Genomic DNA, 25,413 nt, shown 5'->3' with positions numbered 1-25,413 from the left:
CATGGCCAAGATGAGCATGAAAAACCGCGAGCTGAAGCGTCAGCTCACGGTTGCCAAGTACGCCAAGAAGCGTGCAGCACTGAAAGCAATCATCGTTGATCTGAACGCAAGTCCAGAAGCACGTTGGGAAGCTACAGTTGCTCTGCAGAAGCAGCCACGTGACGCAAGCGCTTCGCGCATGCGTAACCGCTGCCGCCTGACCGGTCGTCCACACGGCGTTTACCGCAAGTTCGGCCTTGGCCGTAACAAACTGCGTGAAGCGGCAATGCGTGGTGACGTACCAGGTCTGGTTAAAGCCAGCTGGTAAGTACTTTCAGCGTCCAGGTGGTCGGTATCGCAAGATATTGACCGCCGGTGACCTTGAATCTGGAACAAGCCCCTTTTGGGGCTTGTTTCATTTCTGGAGTGTGTTTAAAATACGCGGCTCGCCTGAGCCCGTGTTATTTATGCCCGGAGATTCTCGGCGACATATGTAGCCGCAAGGCTAATTTTTTTGTATTAGGAGCGTCTAGCCCATGAGTATGCAGGACCCGTTAGCGGACATGCTAACTCGTATCCGTAATGCCCAGATGGCTGAAAAGTCCGTCGTAAGCATGCCATCTTCCAAGTTGAAGGTAGCTGTTGCCAAAGTCCTGAAAGACGAAGGTTACATTGCGGGTTATCAGATCAGCAGCGAAATCAAACCACTGCTGTCCATCGAGCTGAAGTACTTCGAAGGCCGTTCGGTCATCGAGGAAGTGAAGCGCGTTAGCCGTCCAGGCCTGCGTCAGTACAAGTCCGCTGAAGATCTGCCGAAAGTTCGTGGCGGTCTGGGCGTGTCTATCGTCTCCACCAACAAAGGTGTGATGACGGATCGTGCTGCGCGCGCTGCCGGTGTCGGCGGCGAAGTTCTTTGCACTGTGTTCTAAGGGGGGATAAGCATGTCTCGCGTCGCTAAGAACCCCGTTAAGCTGCCAGCCGGTGTCGAAGTAAAATTCGCAGGCCAACAGCTTTCGGTGAAGGGTGCCAAGGGCACTCTTGAACTGAACATCCATTCGTCCGTTGAGATCGTTGAAGAAGCTGGTGAGCTGCGTTTCGCTGCTCGCAATGGCGATCAACAAACTCGCGCAATGGCCGGTACCACGCGTGCGTTGGTAAACAACATGGTCCAAGGCGTAAGCCAAGGCTTCGAGCGTAAGCTCCAGCTGGTCGGTGTTGGTTACAAAGCGCAAGCAAAAGGCACGGTTTTGAACCTGGCCCTTGGCTTCTCGCACCCAGTGGATTACGAACTGCCGGAAGGCATCACCGCTGAGACCCCTAGCCAAACCGATATCCTGATCAAGGGCATCGATAAGCAGCTGGTAGGTCAGGTGGCCGCTGAGATCCGCGACTTCCGTCCACCAGAGCCGTACAAAGGCAAAGGTGTGCGCTACGCGGACGAAGTCGTCCGTCGTAAAGAAGCCAAGAAGAAGTAGGGCATAGCAAATGACCGACAAAAAAGTTACTCGACTGCGTCGCGCTCGCAAAGCACGCCTGAAAATGCACGAACTCGAAGTCGTGCGTCTCTGCGTGTACCGCTCGTCGCAGCACATCTACGCCCAGGTCATCTCGGCCGACGGCAACCAAGTCCTGGCAAGCGCCTCGACTTTGGATAAAGAACTGCGTGATGGTGCCACCGGCAACATCGACGCGGCCACTAAGGTTGGCCAGCTGGTCGCTACGCGTGCTAAGGCCGCTGGCGTCTCGCAAGTGGCTTTCGACCGCTCTGGCTTCAAGTACCACGGTCGCGTGAAAGCGCTGGCTGATGCTGCTCGTGAAGCTGGGCTGGAGTTCTAAGTTATGTCAAATAACGACCAAAAGCGCGACGAAGGCTACATTGAGAAGCTGGTTCAAGTTAACCGCGTAGCCAAAACCGTTAAAGGCGGCCGTATCTTCACTTTCACCGCGTTGACCGTGGTTGGTGATGGTAAAGGGCGTGTTGGCTTCGGCCGTGGCAAGTCACGTGAAGTGCCTGCCGCGATCCAGAAGGCAATGGAAGCTGCTCGTCGCAACATGATCCAAGTTGATCTGAACGGCACCACGCTGCAGTACGCAATGAAGTCCGCCCATGGCGCTTCGAAGGTGTACATGCAGCCTGCCTCTGAAGGTACCGGTATCATCGCTGGCGGCGCTATGCGTGCTGTCCTCGAAGTTGCTGGGGTTCAGAACGTTCTGGCCAAGTGCTACGGCTCGACTAACCCGGTAAACGTGGTTCACGCCACTTTCAAAGGTTTGAAAGCTATGCAATCTCCTGAGTCCATCGCTGCGAAGCGTGGTCTGACTGTGAAGGAGATCTTCTGATCATGGCTACCGTAAAAGTAACGCTGATCAAAAGCATGACCGGCCGCATCCCTAACCACAAACTGTGCGTTAAAGGTCTGGGTCTGCGTCGCATCGGTCACACTGTAGAAGTCCAGGATACTCCCGAGAATCGCGGGATGATCAACAAGGCTTACTACATGCTGCGTGTAGAGGGTTAATCGATGAAACTCAATGATCTGAGTCCAGCGCCGGGTTCCCGTCGCGAAAAGCATCGTCCGGGCCGTGGTATCGGTAGCGGTTTGGGTAAGACTGGTGGCCGTGGCCACAAAGGTCAAACCTCCCGCTCCGGTGGCACCATCGCTCCGGGCTTTGAAGGCGGTCAACAGCCGCTGCATCGTCGCCTGCCTAAGTTCGGTTTCGTATCCCTGAAAGCCATGGACCGCGCAGAAGTGCGCTTGTCCGAGCTGGCCAAAGTGGAAGGCGATATCGTTACTGTGCAGACCCTGAAAGATGCCAACGTGATCAACGTCAACGTACAGCGTGTGAAAATCATGCTGTCCGGTGAAGTGACTCGCGCTGTCACTATCGGCAAGGGAATCGGCGCCACCAAAGGTGCGCGTTCGGCTATCGAAGCAGCTGGCGGCAAGTTCGAGGAATAAATGGCTAAGCAAGGTGCTCTCTCAGCGCTCGGCAAAGGCGGTATGTCTGAACTCTGGGCTCGTCTGCGTTTTCTGTTCCTGGCGATTATCGTCTACCGAATAGGCGCACACATCCCGGTTCCAGGTATCAACCCGGACCGACTCGCAGACCTGTTTCGACAGAATGAGGGGACCATTCTTAGCTTGTTCAACATGTTTTCCGGCGGCGCGCTGGAGCGGATGAGCATCTTTGCACTGGGGATCATGCCGTATATTTCGGCATCGATCATCATGCAACTGATGACCGCCGTCAGCCCGCAGCTGGAGCAGTTGAAGAAGGAAGGTGAAGCTGGCCGTCGCAAGATTAGCCAGTACACCCGCTACGGCACTGTCATCCTCGCCTTGGTTCAAGCTATCGGCATGTCCGTTGGTCTGGCCGGGCAGGGTGTTGCGTTCACTGGTGACTTTGGCTTCCATTTCGTCGCGGTATCCACGTTTGTGGCTGGTGCGATGTTCATGATGTGGCTGGGTGAGCAGATTACTGAGCGTGGTGTTGGTAACGGTATCTCGATGTTGATTTTCGCAGGTATCGTCGCCGGTCTTCCGAGAGCAATTGGGCAGTCTTTCGAGTCTGCACGTCAGGGTGATATCAATATTTTCGCTTTGGTTGCCATCGGTTTGCTGGCAGTAGCGATTATCGGTTTTGTGGTGTTCATTGAGCGTGGTCAGCGTCGTATTGCTGTTCATTACGCCAAGCGTCAGCAGGGCCGTAAGGTTTTTGCTGCGCAGACCAGCCACTTGCCGCTGAAAGTGAATATGGCCGGTGTTATTCCGGCGATTTTCGCGAGCAGCATTTTGCTGTTTCCGGCTTCGTTGGGTACCTGGTTTGGTCAGTCTGAAAATATGGGCTGGCTGCAGGACCTCTCTCAGTCGATCGCTCCTGGTCAGCCGTTGAATATTCTGCTGTTTAGTGCAGGGATTATTTTCTTCTGCTTCTTCTATACGGCGTTGATGTTCAATCCGAAAGACGTAGCGGAAAACCTGAAGAAGTCCGGTGCCTTTATTCCGGGCATCCGTCCAGGTGAGCAGTCTGCACGCTACATTGATGGCGTTCTGACCCGTTTGACCCTGTTCGGTGCTCTATATATGACGGCCGTGTGCTTGCTTCCCCAGTTCCTGGTGGTTGCAGCAAACGTTCCGTTCTACCTTGGCGGGACCTCGTTGCTGATCGTGGTCGTGGTTGTGATGGACTTCATGTCCCAAGTACAATCGCACCTCGTTTCGCACCAGTACGAATCCCTGATGAAGAAAGCCAACCTGAAGGGCTACGGCAGCGGCATGTTGCGCTGAGTACCCCATAAGGTTCGAGGAGTTGGTGATGAAAGTTCGTGCATCGGTGAAAAAGCTGTGCCGTAACTGCAAGATTATTCGCCGCGAAGGTGTTGTTCGAGTAATTTGCAGCGCGGAACCGCGTCACAAACAGCGCCAAGGCTGAGTGTGATCCGCTTGAAGCCCGGCAGCTAGTGCGCTGCCGGGTTGATTATTTGTTATTACAGCGATATTATCTCGCGCCCTATTTCTTGGCTTCCGGGGCGTAGGTAGCTGTCAATTGGAGTCCCACTGAATGGCCCGTATTGCAGGCGTTAACATTCCAGATAACAAGCACACTGTTATCTCGCTGACCTACATCTATGGTGTTGGTCGCACTACTGCGCAGAAAATTTGCGCAGACACTGGGGTAAACCCAGCCGCAAAGATCAAAGATCTGAGCGACGAGCAGATTGAGCTGTTGCGTGGCGAAGTGGCGAAGTTCACCACTGAAGGTGACCTGCGTCGCGAAATCAACATGAAAATCAAGCGTTTGATGGACCTCGGTTGCTACCGTGGTCTGCGTCATCGTCGTGGTCTTCCAGTACGCGGTCAGCGTACCAAGACTAACGCGCGTACCCGTAAAGGTCCGCGTAAGCCGATCCGCAAGTAATCGCCCACGCGAATCGACAGGAAAATTATCATGGCTAAACCTGCTGCTCGTCCTCGTAAAAAAGTTAAAAAGACAGTGGTTGATGGCATCGCCCACATCCATGCTTCTTTTAACAACACAATCGTGACCATCACCGACCGTCAAGGTAACGCGCTTTCTTGGGCTACCTCCGGTGGTTCGGGTTTCCGCGGTTCCCGCAAGTCCACCCCGTTCGCTGCTCAAGTAGCTGCTGAACGTGCTGGTCAAGCTGCGCTGGAATACGGCCTGAAAAACCTTGACGTTAACGTCAAAGGTCCAGGTCCAGGTCGTGAGTCTGCTGTCCGTGCTTTGAACGGCTGTGGCTATAAGATCGCCAGCATCACCGACGTGACGCCAATCCCGCACAACGGGTGCCGTCCGCCGAAGAAGCGCCGCGTGTAATCCAGGAGATTGTAAAGAATGGCTCGTTACATTGGTCCAAAATGCAAACTCGCTCGTCGTGAAGGCACTGATCTCTTCTTGAAGAGCGGCGTGCGCGCGATCGAATCGAAGTGCAACATTGAAGCAGCACCTGGTATCCACGGTCAACGCCGCGGTCGCCAGTCCGATTACGGCACCCAACTGCGTGAAAAGCAGAAGGTCCGTCGTATCTACGGCGTTCTCGAGCGTCAATTCAGCGGCTACTACAAAGAAGCTGCTGGCAAGAAAGGTGCAACCGGTGAAAACCTGCTGCAACTGCTCGAATGCCGTCTGGACAACGTTGTATACCGTATGGGCTTTGGTTCGACTCGCGCCGAATCCCGTCAGCTGGTATCGCACAAATCCGTCAGCGTAAACGGCCAAACCGTTAACGTCCCGTCCTACCAGGTTCGTGCTGGTGACGTGGTCGCGATTCGCGAGAAAGCAAAAAACCAACTTCGCATTGTCCAAGCTCTCGATCTGTGTGCCCAACGTGGCCGCGTAGAATGGGTAGAAGTAGACACTGAGAAGAAGTCGGGCGTTTTCAAGAACGTTCCTGCTCGCAGTGATCTGTCCGCCGACATCAACGAAAGCCTGATTGTCGAGCTCTACTCCAAGTAAGGGCTAGAAAATAGGTGCATCCATGCAGATTTCGGTAAATGAGTTCCTGACACCCCGCCACATTGATGTGCAGGTTGTCAGTCCAACCCGCGCCAAGATCACGCTCGAGCCTCTCGAGCGTGGTTTTGGCCACACCCTGGGCAACGCGCTGCGCCGCATCCTGTTGTCCTCAATGCCCGGCTGTGCAGTAGTCGAGGCCGAGATTGACGGTGTGCTCCACGAGTACAGCGCCATCGAAGGTGTACAGGAAGACGTAATTGAAATCCTGTTGAACCTTAAAGGTCTGGCTATCAAGCTGCACGGCCGTGACGAAGTTACGCTGACCTTGTCGAAGAAGGGTTCGGGGGTGGTTACCGCTGCCGATATTCAGCTGGATCATGATGTCGAGATCGTTAATCCCGATCACGTAATCGCTAACCTGGCGTCTAACGGCGCCCTGAACATGAAGCTCACTGTAGCTCGTGGTCGTGGTTATGAACCGGCCGACTCGCGTCAGAGCGATGAAGATGAAAGCCGCAGCATTGGTCGCTTGCAGCTTGACTCTTCGTTCAGCCCGGTTCGCCGTATCGCATACGTGGTGGAAAACGCCCGTGTCGAGCAGCGTACTAACCTGGACAAGCTGGTTATTGATCTGGAAACCAACGGTACTCTCGATCCTGAAGAGGCTATACGCCGCGCTGCAACCATTCTGCAACAGCAGTTGGCTGCGTTCGTCGACCTCAAAGGTGACAGCGAACCAGTGGTAATCGAGCAGGAAGACGAGATCGATCCGATCCTGCTTCGCCCGGTTGACGATCTGGAACTGACTGTACGTTCGGCTAACTGCCTTAAGGCGGAAAACATTTACTACATCGGTGACCTGATTCAGCGCACCGAAGTAGAACTGTTGAAGACTCCGAACCTCGGCAAGAAATCCTTGACTGAAATCAAGGACGTTCTGGCCTCCCGCGGTCTGTCCCTCGGCATGCGCCTCGACAACTGGCCGCCTGCAAGTCTTAAGAAGGACGACAAGGCGACTGCCTGATCGTCGTAATCACCGAACGTGAGTTTGGTAAGGAATGAACCATGCGTCATCGTAAAAGTGGTCGTCACCTGAGCCGTACCAGCTCGCACCGCAAGGCCATGTTTCAAAACATGGCGGTGTCGCTGTTCGAGCACGAGCTGATCAAAACTACACTGCCAAAAGCTAAAGAACTGCGTCGCGTTGCTGAGCCGCTGATCACTTTGGCTAAGACAGACAGCCTGGCTAACCGCCGTTTGGTTTTCGACCGTACTCGTTCGAAAGCTATCGTTGGTAAGCTCTTCAACGACCTGGGCAAGCGTTACGCTACCCGTGAGGGTGGCTACCTGCGCATCCTCAAGTGCGGTTTCCGCACTGGCGACAACGCGCCAATGGCGTACGTCGAGTTGGTTGATCGTGCTACTGCCGGCGAAGCTGTAAGCGCTGAGTAAGACGACAAGTTGTAACGAAGAACCGGGCCTAGTGCCCGGTTTTTTGTGTGCTTAATAAAAGCGCGATTTGTACAAGCGTTCACGGGCTGTGCTCGGCACTATGCGTGCTGGGGATGTTGTTAGTTATTTTCTATCGATGCCGACAATTTAATGAATTTGATGGCTTCATAGCGATGATCAATACTCCTTCCAAGCCGACTAGCCGGCAGTTCCAAGTCCGACCTGAGGAAGATTGCATGAGCCAGAATAAAATCCTTACTACCGCCAGCGGCGCGCCCGTTGCGGACAATCAGAATTCCCGTTCCGCCGGTCCACGTGGCCCATTGCTGCTCGACGATTTCCACCTGATCGAGAAGCTCGCGCACTTCAACCGTGAAAACATTCCGGAGCGTCGCGTGCACGCGAAAGGTTCGGGTGCCTTCGGTACCTTTACGGTTACTCAAGACATTACCCAATACACCAGTGCCAAGTTGTTTGAGTCTGTTGGCAAGCAAACCCCGACCTTCTTGCGCTTTTCCACCGTTGGTGGTGAGCGCGGTTCGGCTGATACCGAGCGCGATCCACGCGGCTTCGCCTTGAAGTTCTACACCGAAGAAGGCAACTGGGACATCGTCGGTAACAACACCCCAGTGTTCTTCATTCGCGATCCTTTAAAGTTTCCGGACTTCATCCACACCCAGAAGCGCCTGCCGCAAAGCAATCTCAAAAGCGCTCAGATGATGTGGGACTTCTGGTCGCACTCTCCGGAAGCACTGCACCAGGTCACCATTCTGTTTTCGGACCGTGGCATCCCTGACGGCTATCGCCACATGCACGGCTTCGGCAGTCACACCTACAGCCTGATTAACGCCAATGGCGAGCGCCACTGGGTGAAGTGGCACTACAAGACTAAGCAGGGCATCAAGAACTTGGCGCCGGCTGAGGCCGCGCGCCTGGCCGGTACCGACCCGGATTACGCCCAACGCGATCTGTTCGGCGCGATTGAGCGCGGTGATTTCCCGAAATGGCGGGTCTGCATCCAGATCATGACGGAGGCCCAGGCTAATGCCCACTACGAGAACCCCTTTGACGTGACCAAGACCTGGTCGCAGAAGGAGTTCCCGTTAATCGAAGTTGGCGAGCTCGAACTCAACCGCAATCCGCAGAACTACTTCGCTGAAGTGGAGCAGGCTGCGTTCGGCCCGAGCAACATGGTGCCAGGTGTAGGTCTGTCGCCAGACCGTATGCTGCAAGGTCGTGTGTTCGCATACGCAGATGCTCACCGTTACCGCGTCGGCACCAATCACCAGCAACTGCCGGTGAATGCCCCGCGTAACCAGGTGAACAGCTATCAGCGTGATGGTTCGATGGCATTTGGCAGCAACGGTGGTGCGGCGCCCAATTATGAGCCGAACAGCTACGCAGACGCACCGAAGCAGGCACCCCAATACGCAGAGCCTGCGTTGGCATTGAGCGGTGCTGCTGACCGTTATGATCACCGGGAAGACACCGATTACTACAGCCACGCAGGTGCACTGTTCCGCCTGATGAACGATGAGCAGAAAGCGTTGCTCACCAACAACATCGCCGGTGCGATGGGTGGCGTTTCCAGTGATGTGGTTCAGCGCCAGTTGCAACATTTCTACAAAGCAGATCCTGCTTATGGAGAAGCAATCGCAAAGGCACTGGGTGTATCGCTTAACTAACTCTAAACGATAAGCAGAACCGCCCTCAATTGGGCGGTTTTTGCGTTATTTCAGCCACTTTTCTCGGGAAATCTTCACTTTTCTGCCGTTGATCCCGTGACCTCCGGGTCATCATGGTTCAAACTACAGACTTTCAAGCAGGGAGATGTAGGGCGATGCAAGGTCACCCCGACGTAATCGATTACCTCAACACGTTGCTGACGGGCGAACTGGCTGCTCGTGACCAATATTTCATCCATTCGCGCATGTACGAAGACTGGGGCTTTACCGAGCTCTACGAGCGTATCAACCATGAGATGGAAGAAGAGGCACAGCACGCCGACGCACTGATGCGCCGTATCCTCATGCTCGAAGGCACGCCACGTATGCGTCCCGATGATCTGGACGTGGGCACCACGGTACCTGACATGCTCGCTGCCGACCTGCGCCTCGAGTACAAGGTCCGTGCCGCGCTCTGCAAAGGCATCGAGCTCTGTGAGCAGCATAATGACTATGTCACCCGGGAAATCCTGCGGGTTCAGTTGAATGACACCGAAGAAGATCATACCTATTGGCTTGAAAAGCAGTTGGGCCTGATCAAGCTGGTCGGCTTGGAGAATTACCTGCAATCGCAGTTCTGATTCCCGGCTACAAAAAAGCCCCTCTCACCGCAACGTGACAGGGGCTTTTCATTGGGCCCGAAAAACTCAGGCCCGGTCGCGCTCCAGTAACGGCTTCAAGTAGAAGCCCGTGTGTGACTGAGGCATTTCGGAAACTTGCTCCGGTGTGCCTACCGCGATGATCTGACCACCCTTCGAGCCACCTTCAGGCCCCAAGTCGACCAACCAGTCGGCGGTCTTGATCACATCCAGGTTGTGCTCGATCACTACCACGGTGTTGCCGTGGTCGCGCAGGCGGTGCAACACGTCCAACAGTTGCTGTATATCCGCAAAATGCAGGCCGGTGGTCGGCTCATCGAGGATGTACAGGGTCTTGCCGGTGTCGCGCTTGGACAACTCGCGGGACAGCTTCACCCGTTGCGCCTCACCACCGGACAACGTGGTCGCCGATTGACCCAGCTTGATATACGACAGGCCTACATCCATCAGTGTCTGCAGCTTGCGCGCCAACGCCGGAACCGCGTCAAAGAACACCCGTGCTTCCTCGATGGTCATCTCCAGGGTTTCGTGGATGCTTTTGCCCTTGTATTTGATCTCCAGGGTCTCGCGGTTATAGCGCTTGCTCTTGCACACATCGCACGGCACGTAAATGTCCGGCAGGAAGTGCATCTCCACCTTGATCAAGCCATCGCCTTGGCACGCTTCACAGCGACCGCCCTTGACGTTGAACGAGAACCGGCCCGGCCCATAACCCCGCGAGCGGGACTCCGGAACGCCAGCAAACAACTCACGAATGGGTGTAAATAACCCGGTGTAGGTCGCCGGGTTGGAACGCGGCGTGCGGCCAATAGGGCTCTGGTCGATATCGACGACTTTGTCCAGCAGCTCCAAACCCTTGATGCTGTCGTGAGCAGCCGCTTCCAGAGTCGTCGCGCCGTTCAAGGCGGTGGCACTCAAGGGGAACAGCGTGTTGTTGATCAGCGTTGATTTGCCCGAGCCGGAAACACCGGTCACGCAGGTCAGCAGGCCCAGCGGAATTTCCAGGTCGACATTGCGCAAGTTGTTGCCGCGCGCGCCCTTGAGGTGCAGCGCCTGCTTCTTGTTGCGCGGTGTACGTTTGGCCGGCACGGCAATTTTCACACGGCCAGACAAGTACTTGCCGGTCAGCGAGTCCGGATGGGCCATGACTTCTGCAGGCGTACCTTCGGCGACAATATGCCCGCCATGCACACCCGCGCCTGGGCCAATATCAACCACGTAATCCGCCAGGCGAATCGCATCTTCATCGTGCTCGACCACGATCACCGTGTTCCCGATGTCCCGAAGGTGTTTCAGCGTGCCCAGCAGGCGATCGTTGTCGCGTTGGTGCAAGCCAATCGACGGTTCATCGAGGATGTACAGCACCCCCACGAGCCCGGCGCCAATCTGGCTGGCCAAGCGAATTCGCTGGGCTTCACCACCAGACAAGGTGTCGGCACTTCGATCCAGCGACAGGTAATCCAGGCCAACGTTGACCAGGAACTGCAACCGCTCGCGAATTTCCTTGAGGATCTTGTCGGCGATTTCCCCACGGCGACCGGTCAACTTGAGCACACCAAAGTATTCGCAGGCATCACCGATGGGCAGGTTGGTCACCGCAGGCAATGTCTTCTCGCCCACCCACACATGCCGCGCCTCTCGACGCAGGCGAGTGCCACGGCAATCCGGGCAAGGCTGCGTGCTGAGGAATTTTGCCAACTCTTCGCGCACGCTGGCCGATTCAGTCTCGCGGTAGCGACGCTCAAGGTTCGGCACGATGCCTTCGAACGGGTGCGAGCGCTTGACGATATCGCCACGGTCATTCAAGTACTTGAAGTCGACATTCTGCGAACCACTGCCGTGGAGGATGACCTTCTGTTGGTCCGCCGGCAGTTGGTTGAATGGCACTTCCAGGCTGAATTTATAATGCGACGCCAACGACCCCAACATTTGGAAGTAGTAAACGTTACGCCTGTCCCAGCCACGTATCGCGCCCTCCGCCAGGGTCAAGTCACCGTTGACCAGACGCTTGATGTCGAAGAACTGCTTCACCCCCAGGCCATCACAGGTCGGGCACGCGCCGGCCGGGTTGTTGAAGGAGAACAGCTTGGGTTCCAGCTCACTGATGGCGTGCCCGCAGATCGGGCAAGCAAAGCGCGCGGAGAAGATGATCTCTTCGCCCGGCTCGTCATCCATCGGGGCCACCAGGGCAATGCCGTCGGCCAGCTTCAACGCGGTTTCGAAGGACTCCGCAAGGCGCTGCTGCAGGTCTGCCCGTACCTTGAAGCGGTCGACTACCACATCAATCGAGTGCTTCTTCTGCTTGTCGAGCTTCGGCGCTTCGTCCAGCTCGTAGAGCTTGCCGTTGATTCGCGCCCGCACAAAGCCTTGCGCACGCAGTTCTTCGAAGACGGAAAGGTGTTCGCCCTTGCGCTCACGAATCACCGGTGCCAGCAGCATGAGCTTGGCGCCTTCCGGCTGGGCGAGCACCAAGTCGACCATTTGGCTCACGGTCTGGGCTTCCAGGGGAATATCGTGGTCCGGGCAACGCGGAATACCCACGCGTGCGTACAGCAGACGCAGGTAGTCGTAGATTTCAGTAATGGTGCCCACGGTGGAGCGCGGGTTATGGGAAGTCGATTTTTGCTCGATGGAAATGGCCGGCGACAGGCCTTCAATGGTGTCGACGTCGGGCTTTTCCATCATCGACAGGAACTGGCGGGCATAGGCCGACAGCGATTCCACATAGCGACGCTGGCCCTCGGCATACAGCGTGTCAAACGCCAGCGACGATTTGCCGGACCCGGACAAGCCGGTGATGACAATCAGTTTGTCCCGTGGCAGGGTCAGGTCGATGTTCTTCAGGTTGTGGGTTCTAGCCCCACGAATCAGGATCTTGTCCAAGATGGCCTCGCACGGCGGGCGTAAATAATGCCGGAGTATACGGCTAAAGACTGGATGAATATACACTGCCAAAAGGCCGCTTGCAGCCTTAGATGAAAGCTGCGCGGCAAAGCGCCGCATATACCCTCTCAATCGATGGGACTGGTAGAATCGCCGCCGGTTCACACGAGGTTTTTCCATGCACGATCCCCACAGCGAACGCATGAGTAGCGGCGAGACCCGGGCGGCAAGCGGTCTTGCCCTGGTGTTCGCCTTCCGTATGCTGGGCATGTTTATGGTGTTGCCGGTGCTGGCGACCTATGGGATGGACCTCCCAGGCGCGACCCCGGCATTGATCGGCCTGGCCATTGGCGCCTATGGCCTGACCCAAGCGATTTTTCAGATTCCGTTCGGGATCATTTCTGACCGCATCGGCCGCCGTCCGGTGATCTATCTGGGTCTGATCGTGTTCGCTCTCGGCAGTGTGCTCGCGGCGCAATCGGATTCGATATGGGGCGTGATTGCCGGACGCATCCTGCAAGGGGCCGGTGCGATTTCCGCCGCGGTCATGGCGCTGCTATCAGACCTGACCCGTGAACAACACCGCACCAAGGCCATGGCCATGATCGGCATGACCATCGGCCTGTCGTTTGCCGTGGCCATGGTCGTCGGCCCCCTGCTGACACGCGCGTTCGGCTTGCACGGGCTGTTTCTGGTCACCGGCGGCATGGCGCTGTTCGGTATCGTGATCGTTGCCTTTATGGTGCCGCGCTCCACCGGTGCGTTGCAGCACCGCGAGTCGGGCGTCGCGCGCAAGGCGTTATTGCCGACGCTCAAACATCCCGACCTGCTGCGCCTGGATTTAGGTATCTTCGTATTACACGCCATGCTCATGTGCAGCTTCGTCGCCTTGCCCCTGGCGCTGGTGGAAAAAGCCGGGCTACCCAAGGAACAGCACTGGTGGGTCTACCTCACCGCGCTGTTGATTTCGTTCTTCGCCATGATCCCGTTCATCATCTATGGCGAGAAGAAACGCAAAATGAAACGAGTTCTCTTGGGCGCCGTCGCGACGTTGATGCTCACTGAGCTATTCTTCTGGCAGTTCGGCGACAGCCTGCGGGCGCTGGTAATCGGCACGGTGGTATTTTTCACCGCGTTCAACCTGCTGGAGGCTTCATTGCCTTCGCTGATCAGTAAGGTTTCACCGGCCGGTGGCAAAGGGACGGCCATGGGGGTGTATTCCACCAGCCAGTTCCTGGGTTCTGCACTGGGCGGCATCATGGGTGGCTGGATGTTCCAGCATGGCGGTTTGTCGGTTGTGTTCCTTGGATGCGCCGGGCTGGCTGCACTTTGGCTGGCCTTTGCTGTTACCATGCGCGAACCTCCATACGTCACAAGCCTGCGCCTGCCGTTGTCGCCCGAAGCCATTCGTGACGCTGGCCTGGTAGAGCGCCTTAAGGCCGTTGTTGGAGTAACAGATGCAGTCGTGGTCGCTGAAGAAGCGGCCATTTACATCAAATTGGACACCGAATTATTGGATCGCGCGACGCTTGAGCAACTGGTCAACCCAGTGCCGACAGCGCGCCCAGCCTAGGAGAACGTTATGGCCCGTGGGGTTAACAAAGTCATATTGGTCGGTACATGCGGCCAGGATCCCGAAGTTCGCTACTTGCCTAACGGTAACGCCGTGACCAACCTGAGTCTGGCGACCAGCGAGCAGTGGACCGACAAGCAGACCGGCCAGAAGGTCGAGAAAACCGAGTGGCACCGTGTGTCGATGTTTGGCAAAGTGGCTGAAATCGCCGGTGAGTACCTGCGCAAAGGTTCGCAGGTCTACATCGAAGGCAAGCTGCAAACCCGTGAGTGGGAAAAAGACGGCATCAAGCGTTACACCACTGAAATCGTGGTCGACATGCAAGGCACCATGCAACTGCTGGGCGGCCGTCCACAGCAGGGCGACCAACAAGGCGGGGGCAATAACTACCAGCAGTCCGCCCCGGCCCCACGCCAGCAGGCTCCGCGTCCGCAGCAGTCGGCACCGCAACAGTCGCGCCAGGCGCCGCCTCCACAGCAGGCTGCTCCGCAACCGGCACCGGATTTCGACAGCTTTGATGACGATATTCCGTTCTAGGGGTTACGGCTCAGATACTTGGTGTAAAGTTTTATCCTGAAAGCCCCGAGGCGCAAGCTCTTGGGGCTTTTTATTGGGCGCAGGCACATCCTGAGCATGAGGCTATCGAATCCAATCACCCACAGAGCGTCGTTTGGCTTTCTTGCCGGTCAGCAAGATGGGTTTCCCCCAGTCGAACAATGATGTGGATATTCGATGTTTCTTGCCTTTGACCACAATGCTGAGCATTGCCCTGATATTTTCCAGCAAGGGTGGTTCAAGGTCCGCTTGGAGTGGGTACCCCTGTGGGTAGTTTCGCCGTTCGACCCAATACACGACTCGAGAAATGATAAACAAGGAGAGCATCATTGCGGCAAAAAAGAGGCATATCATCTTTAACGTGCTCGAGACTATAAACGCTTTATACCGCAGAGGCTGTTTTCGCGAAAACGGACCAAGGGGCTCGTCAACCCCGGGATATGTCCTCAGCGCTTACAAGAGTTAGGCTGTGGCCAACCTCAAACAGAAGGAAGCCGCGATGACCTGGTCAGCCAAGCAATACACGATGTTTGAACAACAACGCACCCGTCCCGTCCGCGACCTGGTCGCGGCCATTCCGAATACCGAGGTGCGCACGGCTGTCGACCTGGGCTGCGGCCCCGGCAATTCTACCGAGGTGCTGGCCGAGCGCTTCCCGCATGCGCACGTTACCGGCATGGACAGCTCCGACGACATGCTGGTCGATGCACGCCAACGGCTACCGGCGCTGAACTTCGAACTGGCGGACATCGGCGCCTGGAGCCCCGCGAAGACTTTCGATGTGATCCTGGCCAACGCTTCGCTGCAATGGCTGCCTGACCACGCCACGCTTTACCCGCACTTGGTCCACCAACTGACACCCGCTGGCACGCTGGCGGTGCAAACGCCGGACAACCTCGATGAGCCTGCCCACCGACTTGCCCGTGAAGTTGCCGCTGATGGCCCGTGGTCTGCCAAGATCGGCGCGGTCAAACACAATGAACGCCACGCCGCGAGCTACTACTACGAGCTGCTGAGCAACCATTGCAGCACCGTCGATGTGTGGCGCACCACCTATCAGCACCCGCTGGCGGATCACGCTGCGGTGGTGGAGTGGTTCAAGGCCTCGGCCCTAAGACCCTTCCTGGCTCCGTTGACCGATCGCGAAAGGGCTGCCTTCCTGCAGGAGTACCAGGCGCGGATTACCCAGGCTTACCCAGCCCTGGCCGATGGCACCGTGCTGCTGCCTTTTCCGCGCCTGTTCATTATCGCTACCCGCTAACTTCGCCAAGACACGTGGCGGTTATGCCGCCGCCGCTTGCGCCTTCAAATACTCATTTGCCGACACCACGCCCGCATACCCGAATGCCAGCGACGCCATATACGCCCCATGCACCTGCGCAGCCGGGATCACCTGGCCATTGAACTCCAGGTCCCGGGTCGCACACGCGTCATGAATGACCGTGACCTTGTAGCCCAGGTCCGCCGCCGCCCGCACCACCGCATCGATACACATATGGCTCATGCTGCCGACCACCACCAGTTCGGTGATGCTGCGTTGTTCCAGCAGCGCGCGCAGGTTGGTCTCGCGGAACGAATTCACAAAATGTTTAAGCACCACCGGCTCATTGTCTTCGTTCAGCACTTTGGTATGCAGATGCGCACCCTCGGAGCCCGGTGTGAAGAACGGCGCGTCCTCAGACGTGAACTCATGACGCACATGAATCACCGCATCGCCCGCCTGGCGAAACGCCTGCAACACCTGCACGGCCTTGTCCGCTGCGGCTTCGACGCCGTCGAGTGGCCACTTGCCTTGAGGGAAGTAGTCGTTCTGGATATCGATTAGGATGAGCGCTTGCTTGGCCATGTGTGTTGCCTCGTGATGGGTTGATGGGCCCAGTATCTTAGCTGGCGCCTGCACTTGGGATTGGCTGCACCGACAATAACAGGGGGAAAACTGACAATGGTCGTTGTTGAGCTGGGCGTGTTGATCTACCAGGGGGCGCAGATGGCGGCCGTGCACGGCCTGACTGACCTGTTCGGCGTCGCCAACCGCATCGCCGCCGAGCACCAGTGCGCACAGTTGCCGCTCTTGCGGATCAGCCATTGGCAGGTGGAGGCTACCGGTGAAACGGTACGCGTATTCGATAGCCACCCCGGCCCTGATCAACCCATGATGGCCGTACTGGTGCCCCCGTCGATTGGTGAGTTCACCGAAGAACAAGCGCCGCCTGCACTACTGGAATGGCTTCGCCGGCAACATGCGGCAGGTACCGTACTGGGTGGCGTCTGCATTGGTTCGATCATGCTCGCGCGCAGCGGATTGCTCGATGGGCGCAGCGCCACCACCCATTGGTCTTCCGCCAAATCCTTCGCCGCGCGTTACCCGGCCGTGCGCCTTGAAGCGGATAAACCCATCGTTGATGACGGCGACCTGATTACCACCGCTGGCTTAATGGCCTGGTCCGAACTCGGCCTGCGCCTGGTCGATCGCTTGATGGGCCCCAGCATTGCGGCGGATACCGCGCGTTTCCTGGTGATCGAGCACAGTGACAGCGCCAGCCAGTGCGGCAGTAACTTCGCGCCGATTCTTGGCCACGGTGACGGTGCCATTCTCAAGGTTCAGCACTGGTTGCAGGCCAGCGGTGCAGTGGATGTTTCCGTGGCGGCGATGGCACTGGAGGCCGGCTTGGAGGAGCGCACATTCCTACGGCGCTTTCGCAACGCCACCGGTTTGAAACCCACCGAATACTGTCAGCATCTGCGCGTGGGCAAGGCTCGGCAGATGCTCGAGTTTACCAACGGCACCATTGATCACATCGCGTGGACCGTGGGCTATCAGGACCCCAGCGCCTTCCGCGCCACCTTCAAGAAGATCACCGGCCTGGCGCCCAGCGATTACCGCAACCGTTTTGGCGTCTGAATCGTGCAGAACGCCGCGACGCCGACGCGCTGTCGTGCAGAATGGAGCAGGCCAAATGCCATCGGTTTTTCGGCAACTGCTTGATTTCTCAACCATCCGCCCCGAAAGCGCCTTGGCCTGATCCCTGCAACCTCTCTTGCACACACATGGCGGCAAGGCCAAGGGGGACGCATGACCCCGACTCAACGCAAGAAGCTGGTCGTCGCTCACTCCACACGTGAAGGCGCCCCTCTGCATGAGATCGAAACCAACCGCACCCTGGCGCGCTGGCTGGCGCAGATTCTCGGGCTAAAATTCGGTGGCAGCTACGACCCCGCTCTGCATGCGGGACGATCACTTTACCTGCTGCCCACGCAAACCCTGGTCGGTGCAGCCCAGGCGCGTGCGCTCAATATCAAGGGGCCTGAGGATGTGTGGGGCGGTTACGTCGACCACGACTTCATCTGCACCAAAGCCATCAGCCATGGTCTGCTCGGGCCTGAAGCCAAAGCGCCCGAAGGTTGGTCAGCGCTATTCTGCGAACGTGTGCGAAACGTCGTGCTGGATGGTTTGAGCGTCTTCGCGCTGGAAGACGCCCGGCCCGCTGCCACGCGCTTGCTGTACAGCGGACCCATTCGCCTGAAACCCGTGCAGGCCTGCGCCGGCCGAGGCCAGGAAGTTATCCACAGTCTCGATGAGTTCGAAGCCGTGCTGGCTCGGCCTGAGGCCGCGAAGCTCTTCAGCGATGGTGTGGTGTTGGAGCAAGACCTGCAGGACGTGATCACCCACAGCGTCGGCCAAAGCTTCATCGGCGATCACGTGTTCAGCTACTGCGGCGAGCAATCCCTGACGAAAGACGGGCAGGGCGAAGACGTCTACGGCGGCTCCGACCTGTTGGCGGTGCCGGGTGGCTACGAAACCCTGCTGCAACTCGAACTGCCCGACGACGTTCGCGAAGCCATCGAACAAGCACAGGTGTTCGACGCGGCCGCCGATGAAGCCTATCCCGGCTTCTACGCATCGCGGCGCAACTACGACATCGCTCAGGGCCTGGACAGCGACGGCCAACGCCGCAGCGGCGTGCTCGAACAATCCTGGCGCATGGGCGGGGCCAGCAGCGCGGAAGTCGCAGCGTTGCAGAGTTTTATCAACAACCCCGGCCTGCGTGCGATCCGTGTGTCCTCTGTGGAAGCCTACGCGGACCAACCCTTGCCGGCTGATGCCATTGAGGTGTATCGCGGCCCGGCGCAAAACAGCGCCTTTCTTCTCAAGTACGTGACGGTTAAATCTTATGACGGCTAGAAGCGAAAGCATTGCGATCGACATCGACGACGAACAGATGAGCGGCACCTTCCTGAGCCCCAAATCCAAAGTACCTGGCGTGTTGTTTGTGCACGGCTGGGGCGGTAGCCAAGAGCGTGATCTTGAACGAGCCAAAGGCATCGCCGGCTTGGGCTGTGTGTGCCTCACCTTCGACCTGCGCGGCCATGCCGCCACTGGCATTCCGCTGTCTCGCGTCACCCGCGAAGACAACCTGCGCGACCTGCTGGCGGCCTATGATCGACTGCTGTCCCACCCGGCCATCGACACCTCGGCGGTGGCGGTGGTGGGCACCAGTTACGGCGGCTACCTCGCGGCAATTCTCACCTCACTGCGCCCGGTGCGCTGGCTGGCGCTGCGCGTGCCGGCGCTGTACCGCGACCAGGAATGGCTCAAACCCAAGCGTGATCTGGATAAGGCCGACCTGATGGATTACCGCAGCACGCGGGTCCACGCCGAAACCAATCGCGCCTTGCACGCTTGTTCTGCGTTTACCGGTGATGTGCTGATCGTTGAGTCGCAAACCGATGCCCACGTGCCCCACGCCACCATCATGAGTTACCGCGCGGCGTGCCAGCAGACCCATTCCCTGACTCATCGCATCATCGATGGTGCCGACCACTCGCTCAGCGACCCGGTGTCTCAGCAGGCGTACACCTCAATCCTGGTGGACTGGATTACCGAGATGGTGGTGGGTGAGCGGTTGAGCATTATCCAGTCTCAATAATAGGGTGCTCTTTAGGCCGCCTTCGCGAGCAGTCACTACAGTCTTAAGCCGGTGCTTTCTTCACCCGCAACGCCTTGGCCTTGGCCTCTACGCCAAGGTACATCACCAGCGCGATCAGCAGCGGCAAGATGAAGTAGATCGCCCGATACGCAATCAACCCCGCCAGCAAACTGCCCCGCGACGCTTCATGCTGCAACAGCGCGATAAACACCGCCTCCAGCACCCCAAGCCCAGCCGGGATGTGGGTGAGCACGCCAGCAATCGCGCTGATCAGCAACACCCCCAACACCAGCGGATAATCCAGTTTGGCCGGCAGCAACGTGAAAATCACCGCCGCCATCAGCGACCAGTTCAACGCGCCCAACATCAGTTGCAAACACGCCATACGCAGCGACGGCAGGTTGATTTCCATGCCGCGAATCGTCCACGCACGCTTTTTCGAAAACTGGCAGGCCACCAGGTAACCCAGGCTGGCCACTACCAACAACGCGCCAATGCCTTGCAATGCCGTGGTGCTGACCTTCCAGCCCGGTGGCATCGTGACCAGGCCGCTGCTGAAAACCACGCCGGCTATCGCCATATAGCCAAACCAATTGGTCGCCAGGCTCAGACCGAGGATCTTGGCGATATTGCCTGTGCTCACCCCCAAGCGCGAATACAGTCGATAGCGCATGGCGATGCCGCCCACCCAGGCGCTCAAGTTGAGGTTGAAGGCATAGCTGATGATCCCCACCGGCAGGATTTGCCGCCACCCCAGGGGCTGGCGAATGTACGTGCGGCCGATCAGGTCAAAGCTGGCGTAGACCAGAAAGCTGCATAACGTCAGTGCGCTGGCGATCACCAGCGTGCGCACCTTGAAGTCGCCCAGGGTCTGAACCACTTCGCTCCAATCGATGCGCCGCGCGAGCAGGGTGAACAGCGCAATCAGCAGCAAGAAGAAGACGATGGTCAGCGGCTTCTTCCAGCGTTTGAACCGCGAGCCTTTGGTTTCAGACGTCATGGCGCTGAGCCTCAAAAGGTTTCAAACGCGGCTTGTGCGCGGGCAACCAGCCGGTGAGTGCAGGAAAGTGGCGCATCACATGGAACACCAGGAAACCCACGGTCAAACGCCACAGCCACAGGCGCGGCTTGCGTTTTTCCGGCATGGTCTGGCAGTGGTTTTTTGCCAGGGCTTCCAGTCGTTCATACAGCTGTTGATTGAACGCACGGTCGCGAATCAACACGTTGGCTTCCAGGTTCAGCGACAAGCTCAATGGGTCCAGATTGCTCGACCCCACCGTGCTCCATTCGTCATCCACCAGTGCGACTTTGCCGTGCAGTGGGCGCTGGCAATACTCGTGGATCACCACGCCGTCCTTGAGCAAGTAGTCGTAGAGCATGCGCGCCGCCAGCTTGGCCAGCAGTACATCGGGCTGGCCCTGCATGATCAATTGCACGTGCACGCCACGGCGCGCGGCGTTGCGGATTTCCCGCAGCAGGCGGTAGCCTGGGAAGAAGTAGGCGTTGGCGATCACCGCGCGTGTCTGGGCTTTGCTCAAGGCGTGGATATACGCTTCTTCGATGTCATCGCGATGCTGCGCGTTGTCGCGGTAAATCAGGCGCACCTGGCCATCGCCCTTATCGGTCGACCAGATCTGCGGCCGCTGCTGGCGTCGTCGCCAACCGCGCCGCGTGCGTACTTGGCGACCGCTTTGGGCCAAGGCGAAATGATGCAAGTCCGCTACCGCCGGGCCGATCACCTTCACCGCGTAATCCTGCTTGGCCTCGGGACCGTAATCGCCCAGGTGGTCGGCGGAGAAATTGATTCCGCCGATGAATGCCACCTCCGCGTCCACTACCACGATTTTGCGGTGCAGGCGGCGAAACCAATTGGTGCGAATGCCCAGGGTCTTTGGCGCGGGGTCGAACATCTGCACCGCGACGCCGGCCGCGGCCAACTCGCCGAGAAACGACGGGCTCAGTTCGCCACAGCCAAAGCCATCCAGGCTGACCACTACGTTGACCCCACGGCGCGCCGCCTCGATCAGGATGCCATGCAGCTCATGGCCCACTTTGTCTTCGAAGAGAATGAAGGTCTCCAGCAGAATCTCGCGCCGGGCTTCGCGCAGTGCAGTGAACACCTCAGGGAAGTACGCTTCGCCGTTCTCCAGCAATTGGACCTGGTTGCCACTCTGCCAGCCGTAATCCAAGTCACGTGCCTTGGCTTGGTCCGGCGGCTGGTCGGTGGAAATATGTTCTACGGCGACGTTCATAGCTCAATCTCCACTGACAGGGGGACATGGTCTGATAGATGGGACCAGGGCCGTGTCGTCAGCACTCGGGGGTTATGCACCTTCAAATTGCGCACATAAATCCGGTCCAGCGGCAGCAGAGGCAAGCGCGCCGGGAAGGTGCGCGCGGGTTTGCCCTGGGTTTCGATGAATACTTCTTTTAGGCCGCTCTGGCTCAGGTCGGCCTTTTGGCGCCAATCGTTGAAATCACCGGCAACCACCAGCGGCGCGTCGGCAGGAATTTCGCTGATGCGCTGTTCGATCAAGCGCAATTGCTGCTGGCGGTGCACTTCGCGCAGCCCCAAGTGAATGCAGATCGCATGCACCTCTTGACCGGTGCCCGGCAGGCGCATCACGCAATGCAAAAGGCCACGGTTTTCATGGCCGCTTTGCGAGATATCGAGGTTGTCGTAGCGCACGATCTGGAATTTCGACAGCAACGCATTGCCGTGATCGCCGTGGGGGTAGACCGCATTGCGCCCGTAAGCAAACTGCGGCCAGATGCTGTCAGCGAGGAACTCGTACTGCGGCATGTTCGGCCAGTCGCTGAAGCGCTGGGGGTGACGCTCATGGGTGCCGTGAATTTCTTGCAGGAACACCATGTCGGCGCCCACGCCGCGCACCGCTTCACGCAGCTCTGGCAGGATGAAGCGTCGATTCAAGGCAGTGAAACCCTTGTGGATATTGACCGTCAGCACGGTGAAGCGCGTGATGGCCGCGGTGGGCGTCACGGGAATCAATTCCGGATGAGTCATGGCAGCACTCTCGATTCTGGTAGTTTGCCGGGCTCAGTGGTCATTGCTTTATCCAGCTCGAAGCGCTGTAGCAATTGGCGCGCATCGAAGGGCGCGCGCACCTTGATGTCGTTGTCGAAGAAGCAGAACACGTCGCGCTGCTTGCGTTTCTGGTCGATCAGGTGGGCGTCTGACGGTTGTTTGCCGTGGCGCCAGCACTCGATCCGGTCTGGCGTATCGGCGTACCATTGGGCATAGCGCTGCGACGGTTGCAGCGCGTAGAACGAACCATTGATCTCAATGCTGTTGACCGCCCGTGACGCAAACTGCAACTCACGTTTCTGGGTCAGGCCCTCGGGGTAGAAGTCCCCCCGCCAAGGCGTGTAGCGCCAGCCGGAAATGCCGATATGAATCGCGGACATGGTTGCTCCCGTGGTTAATGGGTCGAATGACCTCCATGGAGGGATGACTGTGGGATTTGCGAGAAAGTTTCCAGCGCCTTACGGACGGCACGCCCCAGCGCATTGCGTTTTAAACGGGAACGATCAGCGCCAAAACCCGTCAGCTCGTTACAGACCTACCTCAAGGAGCCCGGTGTTTTGCTGAATTCAAAGACTGCATTACTGCTCGGCGCGCTGCTGTTTTGCGGCAGCGGCGCAGTGCACGCCGCGGCGGCCGCGCCTGAAGCCGAAACGCCGGCCAAGCCGGAAATTCTGGTCGAGGGCGGCCTGCTAGGTGCCATCAGCTCCAGCATCGTTGATGTGCAGGACAAGCTTGATCTCAACCAGAACCTCCTTGACGCTTGGCGCCTGCGCGCCGACCGTGCGGCCAATGAGGTGGGGCGCCTGGTCAACCGTCCCTCGCACCGCTCGCCATGGAGCGTGGCCGGGGACTTCCTGCTGTTGTCCGGCGTCTGGATCGGTGCCTTCGCGCTGTTGACCTTACTGGGGCGCAGGCTGGTCAGGCGTGTCAGCCAACGTCCCTTTGTCCATCGGCGCGGACGCTTGCAAGGCGTACTCGGTTATTTAGTGCCCTACACGATCCCGGCCGTGATCTGTCTGCCGCTGACGCTTTACGTCAGTCACTTTTTGCCGACCTCCGTCGGCCGGGCGCTGGCGTTGTGTTTTGCCTATGCGACCAGTAGCGGCATCTTCTCCACGTCCATCCTGTTGTGCGTGATCGTTATGTTTGACGTCGGGCATAAACGCCCGGCCGTGCAGATCATCCGCGATTACTGCCCAAAGCCGATGTTCATGATCGGGTTCCTCGCCGCCCTCAGCGATGCGCTGACCAGCCCGCAGATCGCCCGCCAGTTCGGCGGCAATATCACCAGCGGCATTGCGGTGTTTACCGGCCTGTTTGCGGCGGTAACCTTCGGCATGCTGGTGATTCGCCTGCGTCGCCCGGTCGCACACTTGATCCGTAATCAGGCGCTGACCCAGCGCCTTAAACACCCGGCGTTGCAACAATCGCTGCGGATATTTTCCGGGCTCTGGTACTGGCCGATCCTGCTGATGGTGCTGGTTTCGGCGATAAACCTGATCGGCGCCGGGGACGATAACCAGAAAGCCCTGCGCTGCGCGCTGCTCACCACCATTTTGCTAATCGGCACGGTGTTCCTGAGCACTGTGCTGCAACACCTGTTCAAGTCGCGCAGCCAAGTGGCGATCCAGCGCAGCAGTGCTTACAAGGAGCGTTTCCTCAGCGTGCTGCACGCGATCTTGCGCATTGCGATGGCGATCGGGTTTATTGAAGTCCTCGGGCGTATCTGGGGTGTCTCGCTGTTTGAATTCGCCGAGCGCAACTCGATCGGTCGAGCGATCAGCGATTCCCTCAGCAGCATTGGCTTGATCCTGCTGATGACCGGGTTGTTCTGGGTGGTCCTGGATACGGCGATTCAGGAAGCGCTGAAACCGCCGGTCAACGATCGCTCGAGCCGCCAGCCCAGTACCCGGGTGAAAACCATCCTGCCGCTGGTGCGCAACGCGGTGAAAATCATCCTGGTGGTGATTTGCGCAATCACCACCATGGCCAACCTCGGCATCAACGTCGCACCGCTGCTGGCCGGTGCCGGCGTGGTCGGCCTGGCTATCGGTTTTGGTTCCCAGCAGTTGGTGCAGGATGTGATCACCGGGCTGTTCATCATCATTGAAGACACCCTGTCCATCGGCGACTGGGTGGTGCTCGACTCCGGCCACGCCGGCACTGTCGAAGGCCTGACCATCCGCACCCTGCGCCTGCGCGACGGCAAGGGGTTTGTGCATTCGGTGCCGTTCGGGCAGATCAAGGCGGTTACCAACCAGTCGCGGCAGTTTGCCTATGCATTCTTCTCAGTGCAGTTCACCTACGACACGGACGTGGACAAGGCGCTGGAATTGATCCGCGAGGCCGGGCAATCGATTCGCGACGACGTGTTCCTCAAGTACAACCTGCAAGGCCCGCTGGAGGTGTTTGGTGTCGACAAGATGGACCTCAACGGCGTGGTGCTGACGGCGCAGTTCCGCACGGTCTCGGGCGGGCAATACGCGGTGAGTCGCGCGTTTAACCAGCGGCTGAAAAAGCGTGTGGATAATTGTGACGAGGTGCACTTCGCGCAGACTTATCCACAGCAGATTTTGTTGCCCAAGCGTGCGCTGCTGGCGGATGAACCTGATGCAGAGGTGCCGGCTTCGGTGGTGGTCACGGAGCCGCCTCGGGCTCAGTGACCTTCACAACCCGTAGCAGCTGGCGCTCGACA

At 58.1% G+C, this 25,413-nt stretch carries 29 protein-coding genes; 23 read left to right on the top strand and 6 right to left on the bottom strand.

All coding sequences use genetic code 11. The features are described from left to right. Position 1: 1 nt before the first annotated feature. The 16 genes from rpsN (at position 2) to bfr (ending at position 9,715) form a co-directional block, all read left to right on the top strand. A complete protein-coding gene (gene rpsN / locus AACY08_RS24115) occupies positions 2-307 on the top strand; it encodes a 30S ribosomal protein S14 (RefSeq protein WP_003176414.1) in 306 nt (101 codons plus the stop codon). Between the two features lie 208 nt (positions 308-515). Then, positions 516-908, top strand: coding sequence for a 30S ribosomal protein S8 (rpsH, locus tag AACY08_RS24110; protein ID WP_003176413.1), 393 nt, complete (start codon positions 516-518; stop codon positions 906-908). A gap of 12 nt (positions 909-920) precedes the next feature. Then, positions 921-1,454: a 50S ribosomal protein L6 gene (gene rplF / locus AACY08_RS24105; protein WP_003176412.1), complete on the top strand. Its 534-nt coding sequence runs from the start codon at positions 921-923 to the stop codon at positions 1,452-1,454. Between the two features lie 10 nt (positions 1,455-1,464). After that, complete coding sequence (rplR, locus tag AACY08_RS24100) at positions 1,465-1,815, top strand: 50S ribosomal protein L18 (RefSeq protein ID WP_003176410.1); 351 nt, start codon at positions 1,465-1,467, stop codon at positions 1,813-1,815. 3 nt (positions 1,816-1,818) lie between these two features. Next, positions 1,819-2,319, top strand: a complete 501-nt coding sequence (gene rpsE / locus AACY08_RS24095; protein WP_003176409.1) for a 30S ribosomal protein S5 — start codon at positions 1,819-1,821, stop codon at positions 2,317-2,319. 2 nt (positions 2,320-2,321) lie between these two features. Then, positions 2,322-2,498 carry a 50S ribosomal protein L30 gene (rpmD, locus tag AACY08_RS24090; protein WP_003176408.1) on the top strand — a complete coding sequence of 59 codons (177 nt, stop codon included), beginning with the start codon at positions 2,322-2,324 and terminating at the stop codon, positions 2,496-2,498. A gap of 3 nt (positions 2,499-2,501) precedes the next feature. Continuing rightward, the gene (rplO, locus tag AACY08_RS24085; protein WP_003176407.1) at positions 2,502-2,939 is read left to right on the top strand and encodes a 50S ribosomal protein L15; all 438 of its coding nucleotides are present in this window, start codon (positions 2,502-2,504) and stop codon (positions 2,937-2,939) included. Further along, positions 2,940-4,268: a preprotein translocase subunit SecY gene (gene secY, locus AACY08_RS24080; RefSeq protein ID WP_003176406.1), complete on the top strand. Its 1,329-nt coding sequence runs from the start codon at positions 2,940-2,942 to the stop codon at positions 4,266-4,268. A 28-nt stretch (positions 4,269-4,296) separates the two neighbouring features. Next, positions 4,297-4,413 carry a 50S ribosomal protein L36 gene (gene rpmJ, locus AACY08_RS24075; protein ID WP_002555468.1) on the top strand — a complete coding sequence of 39 codons (117 nt, stop codon included), beginning with the start codon at positions 4,297-4,299 and terminating at the stop codon, positions 4,411-4,413. A 129-nt stretch (positions 4,414-4,542) separates the two neighbouring features. Continuing rightward, positions 4,543-4,899: a 30S ribosomal protein S13 gene (gene rpsM / locus AACY08_RS24070; RefSeq protein WP_003210063.1), complete on the top strand. Its 357-nt coding sequence runs from the start codon at positions 4,543-4,545 to the stop codon at positions 4,897-4,899. A gap of 30 nt (positions 4,900-4,929) precedes the next feature. Next, positions 4,930-5,319, top strand: a complete 390-nt coding sequence (gene rpsK / locus AACY08_RS24065) for a 30S ribosomal protein S11 (protein ID WP_002555466.1) — start codon at positions 4,930-4,932, stop codon at positions 5,317-5,319. An 18-nt stretch (positions 5,320-5,337) separates the two neighbouring features. Continuing rightward, positions 5,338-5,958 (top strand): 30S ribosomal protein S4, encoded by a 621-nt coding sequence (rpsD, locus tag AACY08_RS24060; protein ID WP_003210056.1) that lies wholly within the window; start codon positions 5,338-5,340, stop codon positions 5,956-5,958. A 22-nt stretch (positions 5,959-5,980) separates the two neighbouring features. Further along, a complete protein-coding gene (locus tag AACY08_RS24055; protein ID WP_003176403.1) occupies positions 5,981-6,982 on the top strand; it encodes a DNA-directed RNA polymerase subunit alpha in 1,002 nt (333 codons plus the stop codon). Positions 6,983-7,023: 41 nt separating this feature from the next. After that, the gene (gene rplQ, locus AACY08_RS24050) at positions 7,024-7,410 is read left to right on the top strand and encodes a 50S ribosomal protein L17 (RefSeq protein WP_017135967.1); all 387 of its coding nucleotides are present in this window, start codon (positions 7,024-7,026) and stop codon (positions 7,408-7,410) included. 236 nt (positions 7,411-7,646) lie between these two features. Beyond that, on the top strand, positions 7,647-9,095 hold the full coding sequence (locus AACY08_RS24045) for a catalase (protein ID WP_339471697.1): 1,449 nt from the start codon (positions 7,647-7,649) through the stop codon (positions 9,093-9,095). Positions 9,096-9,250: 155 nt separating this feature from the next. Then, the gene (bfr, locus tag AACY08_RS24040; RefSeq protein WP_015886133.1) at positions 9,251-9,715 is read left to right on the top strand and encodes a bacterioferritin; all 465 of its coding nucleotides are present in this window, start codon (positions 9,251-9,253) and stop codon (positions 9,713-9,715) included. A gap of 66 nt (positions 9,716-9,781) precedes the next feature. Here the strand turns inward: bfr and uvrA are convergent, their stop codons facing one another. Next, positions 9,782-12,616, bottom strand: coding sequence for an excinuclease ABC subunit UvrA (gene uvrA, locus AACY08_RS24035; RefSeq protein WP_339471696.1), 2,835 nt, complete (start codon positions 12,614-12,616; stop codon positions 9,782-9,784). 178 nt (positions 12,617-12,794) lie between these two features. Here uvrA and AACY08_RS24030 point away from each other — a divergent pair, with 178 nt between their 5' ends. From AACY08_RS24030 to tam, 3 genes are all read left to right on the top strand, one after another. Then, positions 12,795-14,189: an MFS transporter gene (locus AACY08_RS24030; protein WP_339471695.1), complete on the top strand. Its 1,395-nt coding sequence runs from the start codon at positions 12,795-12,797 to the stop codon at positions 14,187-14,189. 9 nt (positions 14,190-14,198) lie between these two features. Then, entirely contained in the window at positions 14,199-14,726 is a 528-nt protein-coding gene (locus tag AACY08_RS24025; RefSeq protein WP_010467282.1) for a single-stranded DNA-binding protein, read from the top strand. A 517-nt stretch (positions 14,727-15,243) separates the two neighbouring features. After that, complete coding sequence (tam, locus tag AACY08_RS24020) at positions 15,244-16,005, top strand: trans-aconitate 2-methyltransferase (RefSeq protein WP_339471704.1); 762 nt, start codon at positions 15,244-15,246, stop codon at positions 16,003-16,005. A 21-nt stretch (positions 16,006-16,026) separates the two neighbouring features. Here the strand turns inward: tam and AACY08_RS24015 are convergent, their stop codons facing one another. After that, the gene (locus AACY08_RS24015) at positions 16,027-16,590 is read right to left on the bottom strand and encodes a cysteine hydrolase family protein (protein ID WP_339417016.1); all 564 of its coding nucleotides are present in this window, start codon (positions 16,588-16,590) and stop codon (positions 16,027-16,029) included. 96 nt (positions 16,591-16,686) lie between these two features. Between AACY08_RS24015 and AACY08_RS24010 the strand changes: the two genes are divergently transcribed. From AACY08_RS24010 to AACY08_RS24000, 3 genes are all read left to right on the top strand, one after another. Continuing rightward, on the top strand, positions 16,687-17,646 hold the full coding sequence (locus AACY08_RS24010) for a GlxA family transcriptional regulator (protein ID WP_339471694.1): 960 nt from the start codon (positions 16,687-16,689) through the stop codon (positions 17,644-17,646). Positions 17,647-17,817: 171 nt separating this feature from the next. Continuing rightward, positions 17,818-18,927: a DUF3182 family protein gene (locus AACY08_RS24005; protein ID WP_339471693.1), complete on the top strand. Its 1,110-nt coding sequence runs from the start codon at positions 17,818-17,820 to the stop codon at positions 18,925-18,927. Then, a complete protein-coding gene (locus tag AACY08_RS24000; RefSeq protein WP_339417011.1) occupies positions 18,917-19,672 on the top strand; it encodes an alpha/beta hydrolase family protein in 756 nt (251 codons plus the stop codon). The genes AACY08_RS24005 and AACY08_RS24000 overlap by 11 nt, the downstream gene beginning before the upstream one ends. A gap of 43 nt (positions 19,673-19,715) precedes the next feature. Here AACY08_RS24000 and AACY08_RS23995 read toward each other — a convergent pair whose 3' ends face one another. From AACY08_RS23995 to AACY08_RS23980, 4 genes are read right to left on the bottom strand one after another with little or no spacing between them, the layout of a single operon-like run. Continuing rightward, on the bottom strand, positions 19,716-20,672 hold the full coding sequence (locus tag AACY08_RS23995; protein ID WP_339471692.1) for a lysylphosphatidylglycerol synthase domain-containing protein: 957 nt from the start codon (positions 20,670-20,672) through the stop codon (positions 19,716-19,718). Then, positions 20,662-21,924 (bottom strand): cardiolipin synthase ClsB, encoded by a 1,263-nt coding sequence (clsB, locus tag AACY08_RS23990; RefSeq protein WP_339457357.1) that lies wholly within the window; start codon positions 21,922-21,924, stop codon positions 20,662-20,664. Before clsB ends, AACY08_RS23995 begins: the two co-directional genes overlap by 11 nt. Next, complete coding sequence (locus tag AACY08_RS23985) at positions 21,921-22,697, bottom strand: endonuclease/exonuclease/phosphatase family protein (RefSeq protein ID WP_339471691.1); 777 nt, start codon at positions 22,695-22,697, stop codon at positions 21,921-21,923. The genes clsB and AACY08_RS23985 overlap by 4 nt, the downstream gene beginning before the upstream one ends. Further along, positions 22,694-23,098 (bottom strand): DUF72 domain-containing protein, encoded by a 405-nt coding sequence (locus AACY08_RS23980; RefSeq protein ID WP_339471690.1) that lies wholly within the window; start codon positions 23,096-23,098, stop codon positions 22,694-22,696. Before AACY08_RS23980 ends, AACY08_RS23985 begins: the two co-directional genes overlap by 4 nt. 177 nt (positions 23,099-23,275) lie before the next feature. Between AACY08_RS23980 and AACY08_RS23975 the strand changes: the two genes are divergently transcribed. Next, on the top strand, positions 23,276-25,381 hold the full coding sequence (locus AACY08_RS23975; RefSeq protein ID WP_339471689.1) for a mechanosensitive ion channel family protein: 2,106 nt from the start codon (positions 23,276-23,278) through the stop codon (positions 25,379-25,381). Positions 25,382-25,413: the final 32 nt, after the last annotated feature.

Origin of the sequence: Pseudomonas sp. EL_65y_Pfl1_R83 (assembly GCF_963970695.1) — a bacterium.
Lineage (GTDB): Bacteria > Pseudomonadota > Gammaproteobacteria > Pseudomonadales > Pseudomonadaceae > Aquipseudomonas > Aquipseudomonas tritici.
This window is presented reverse-complemented; position numbering and strand designations above follow the sequence as displayed.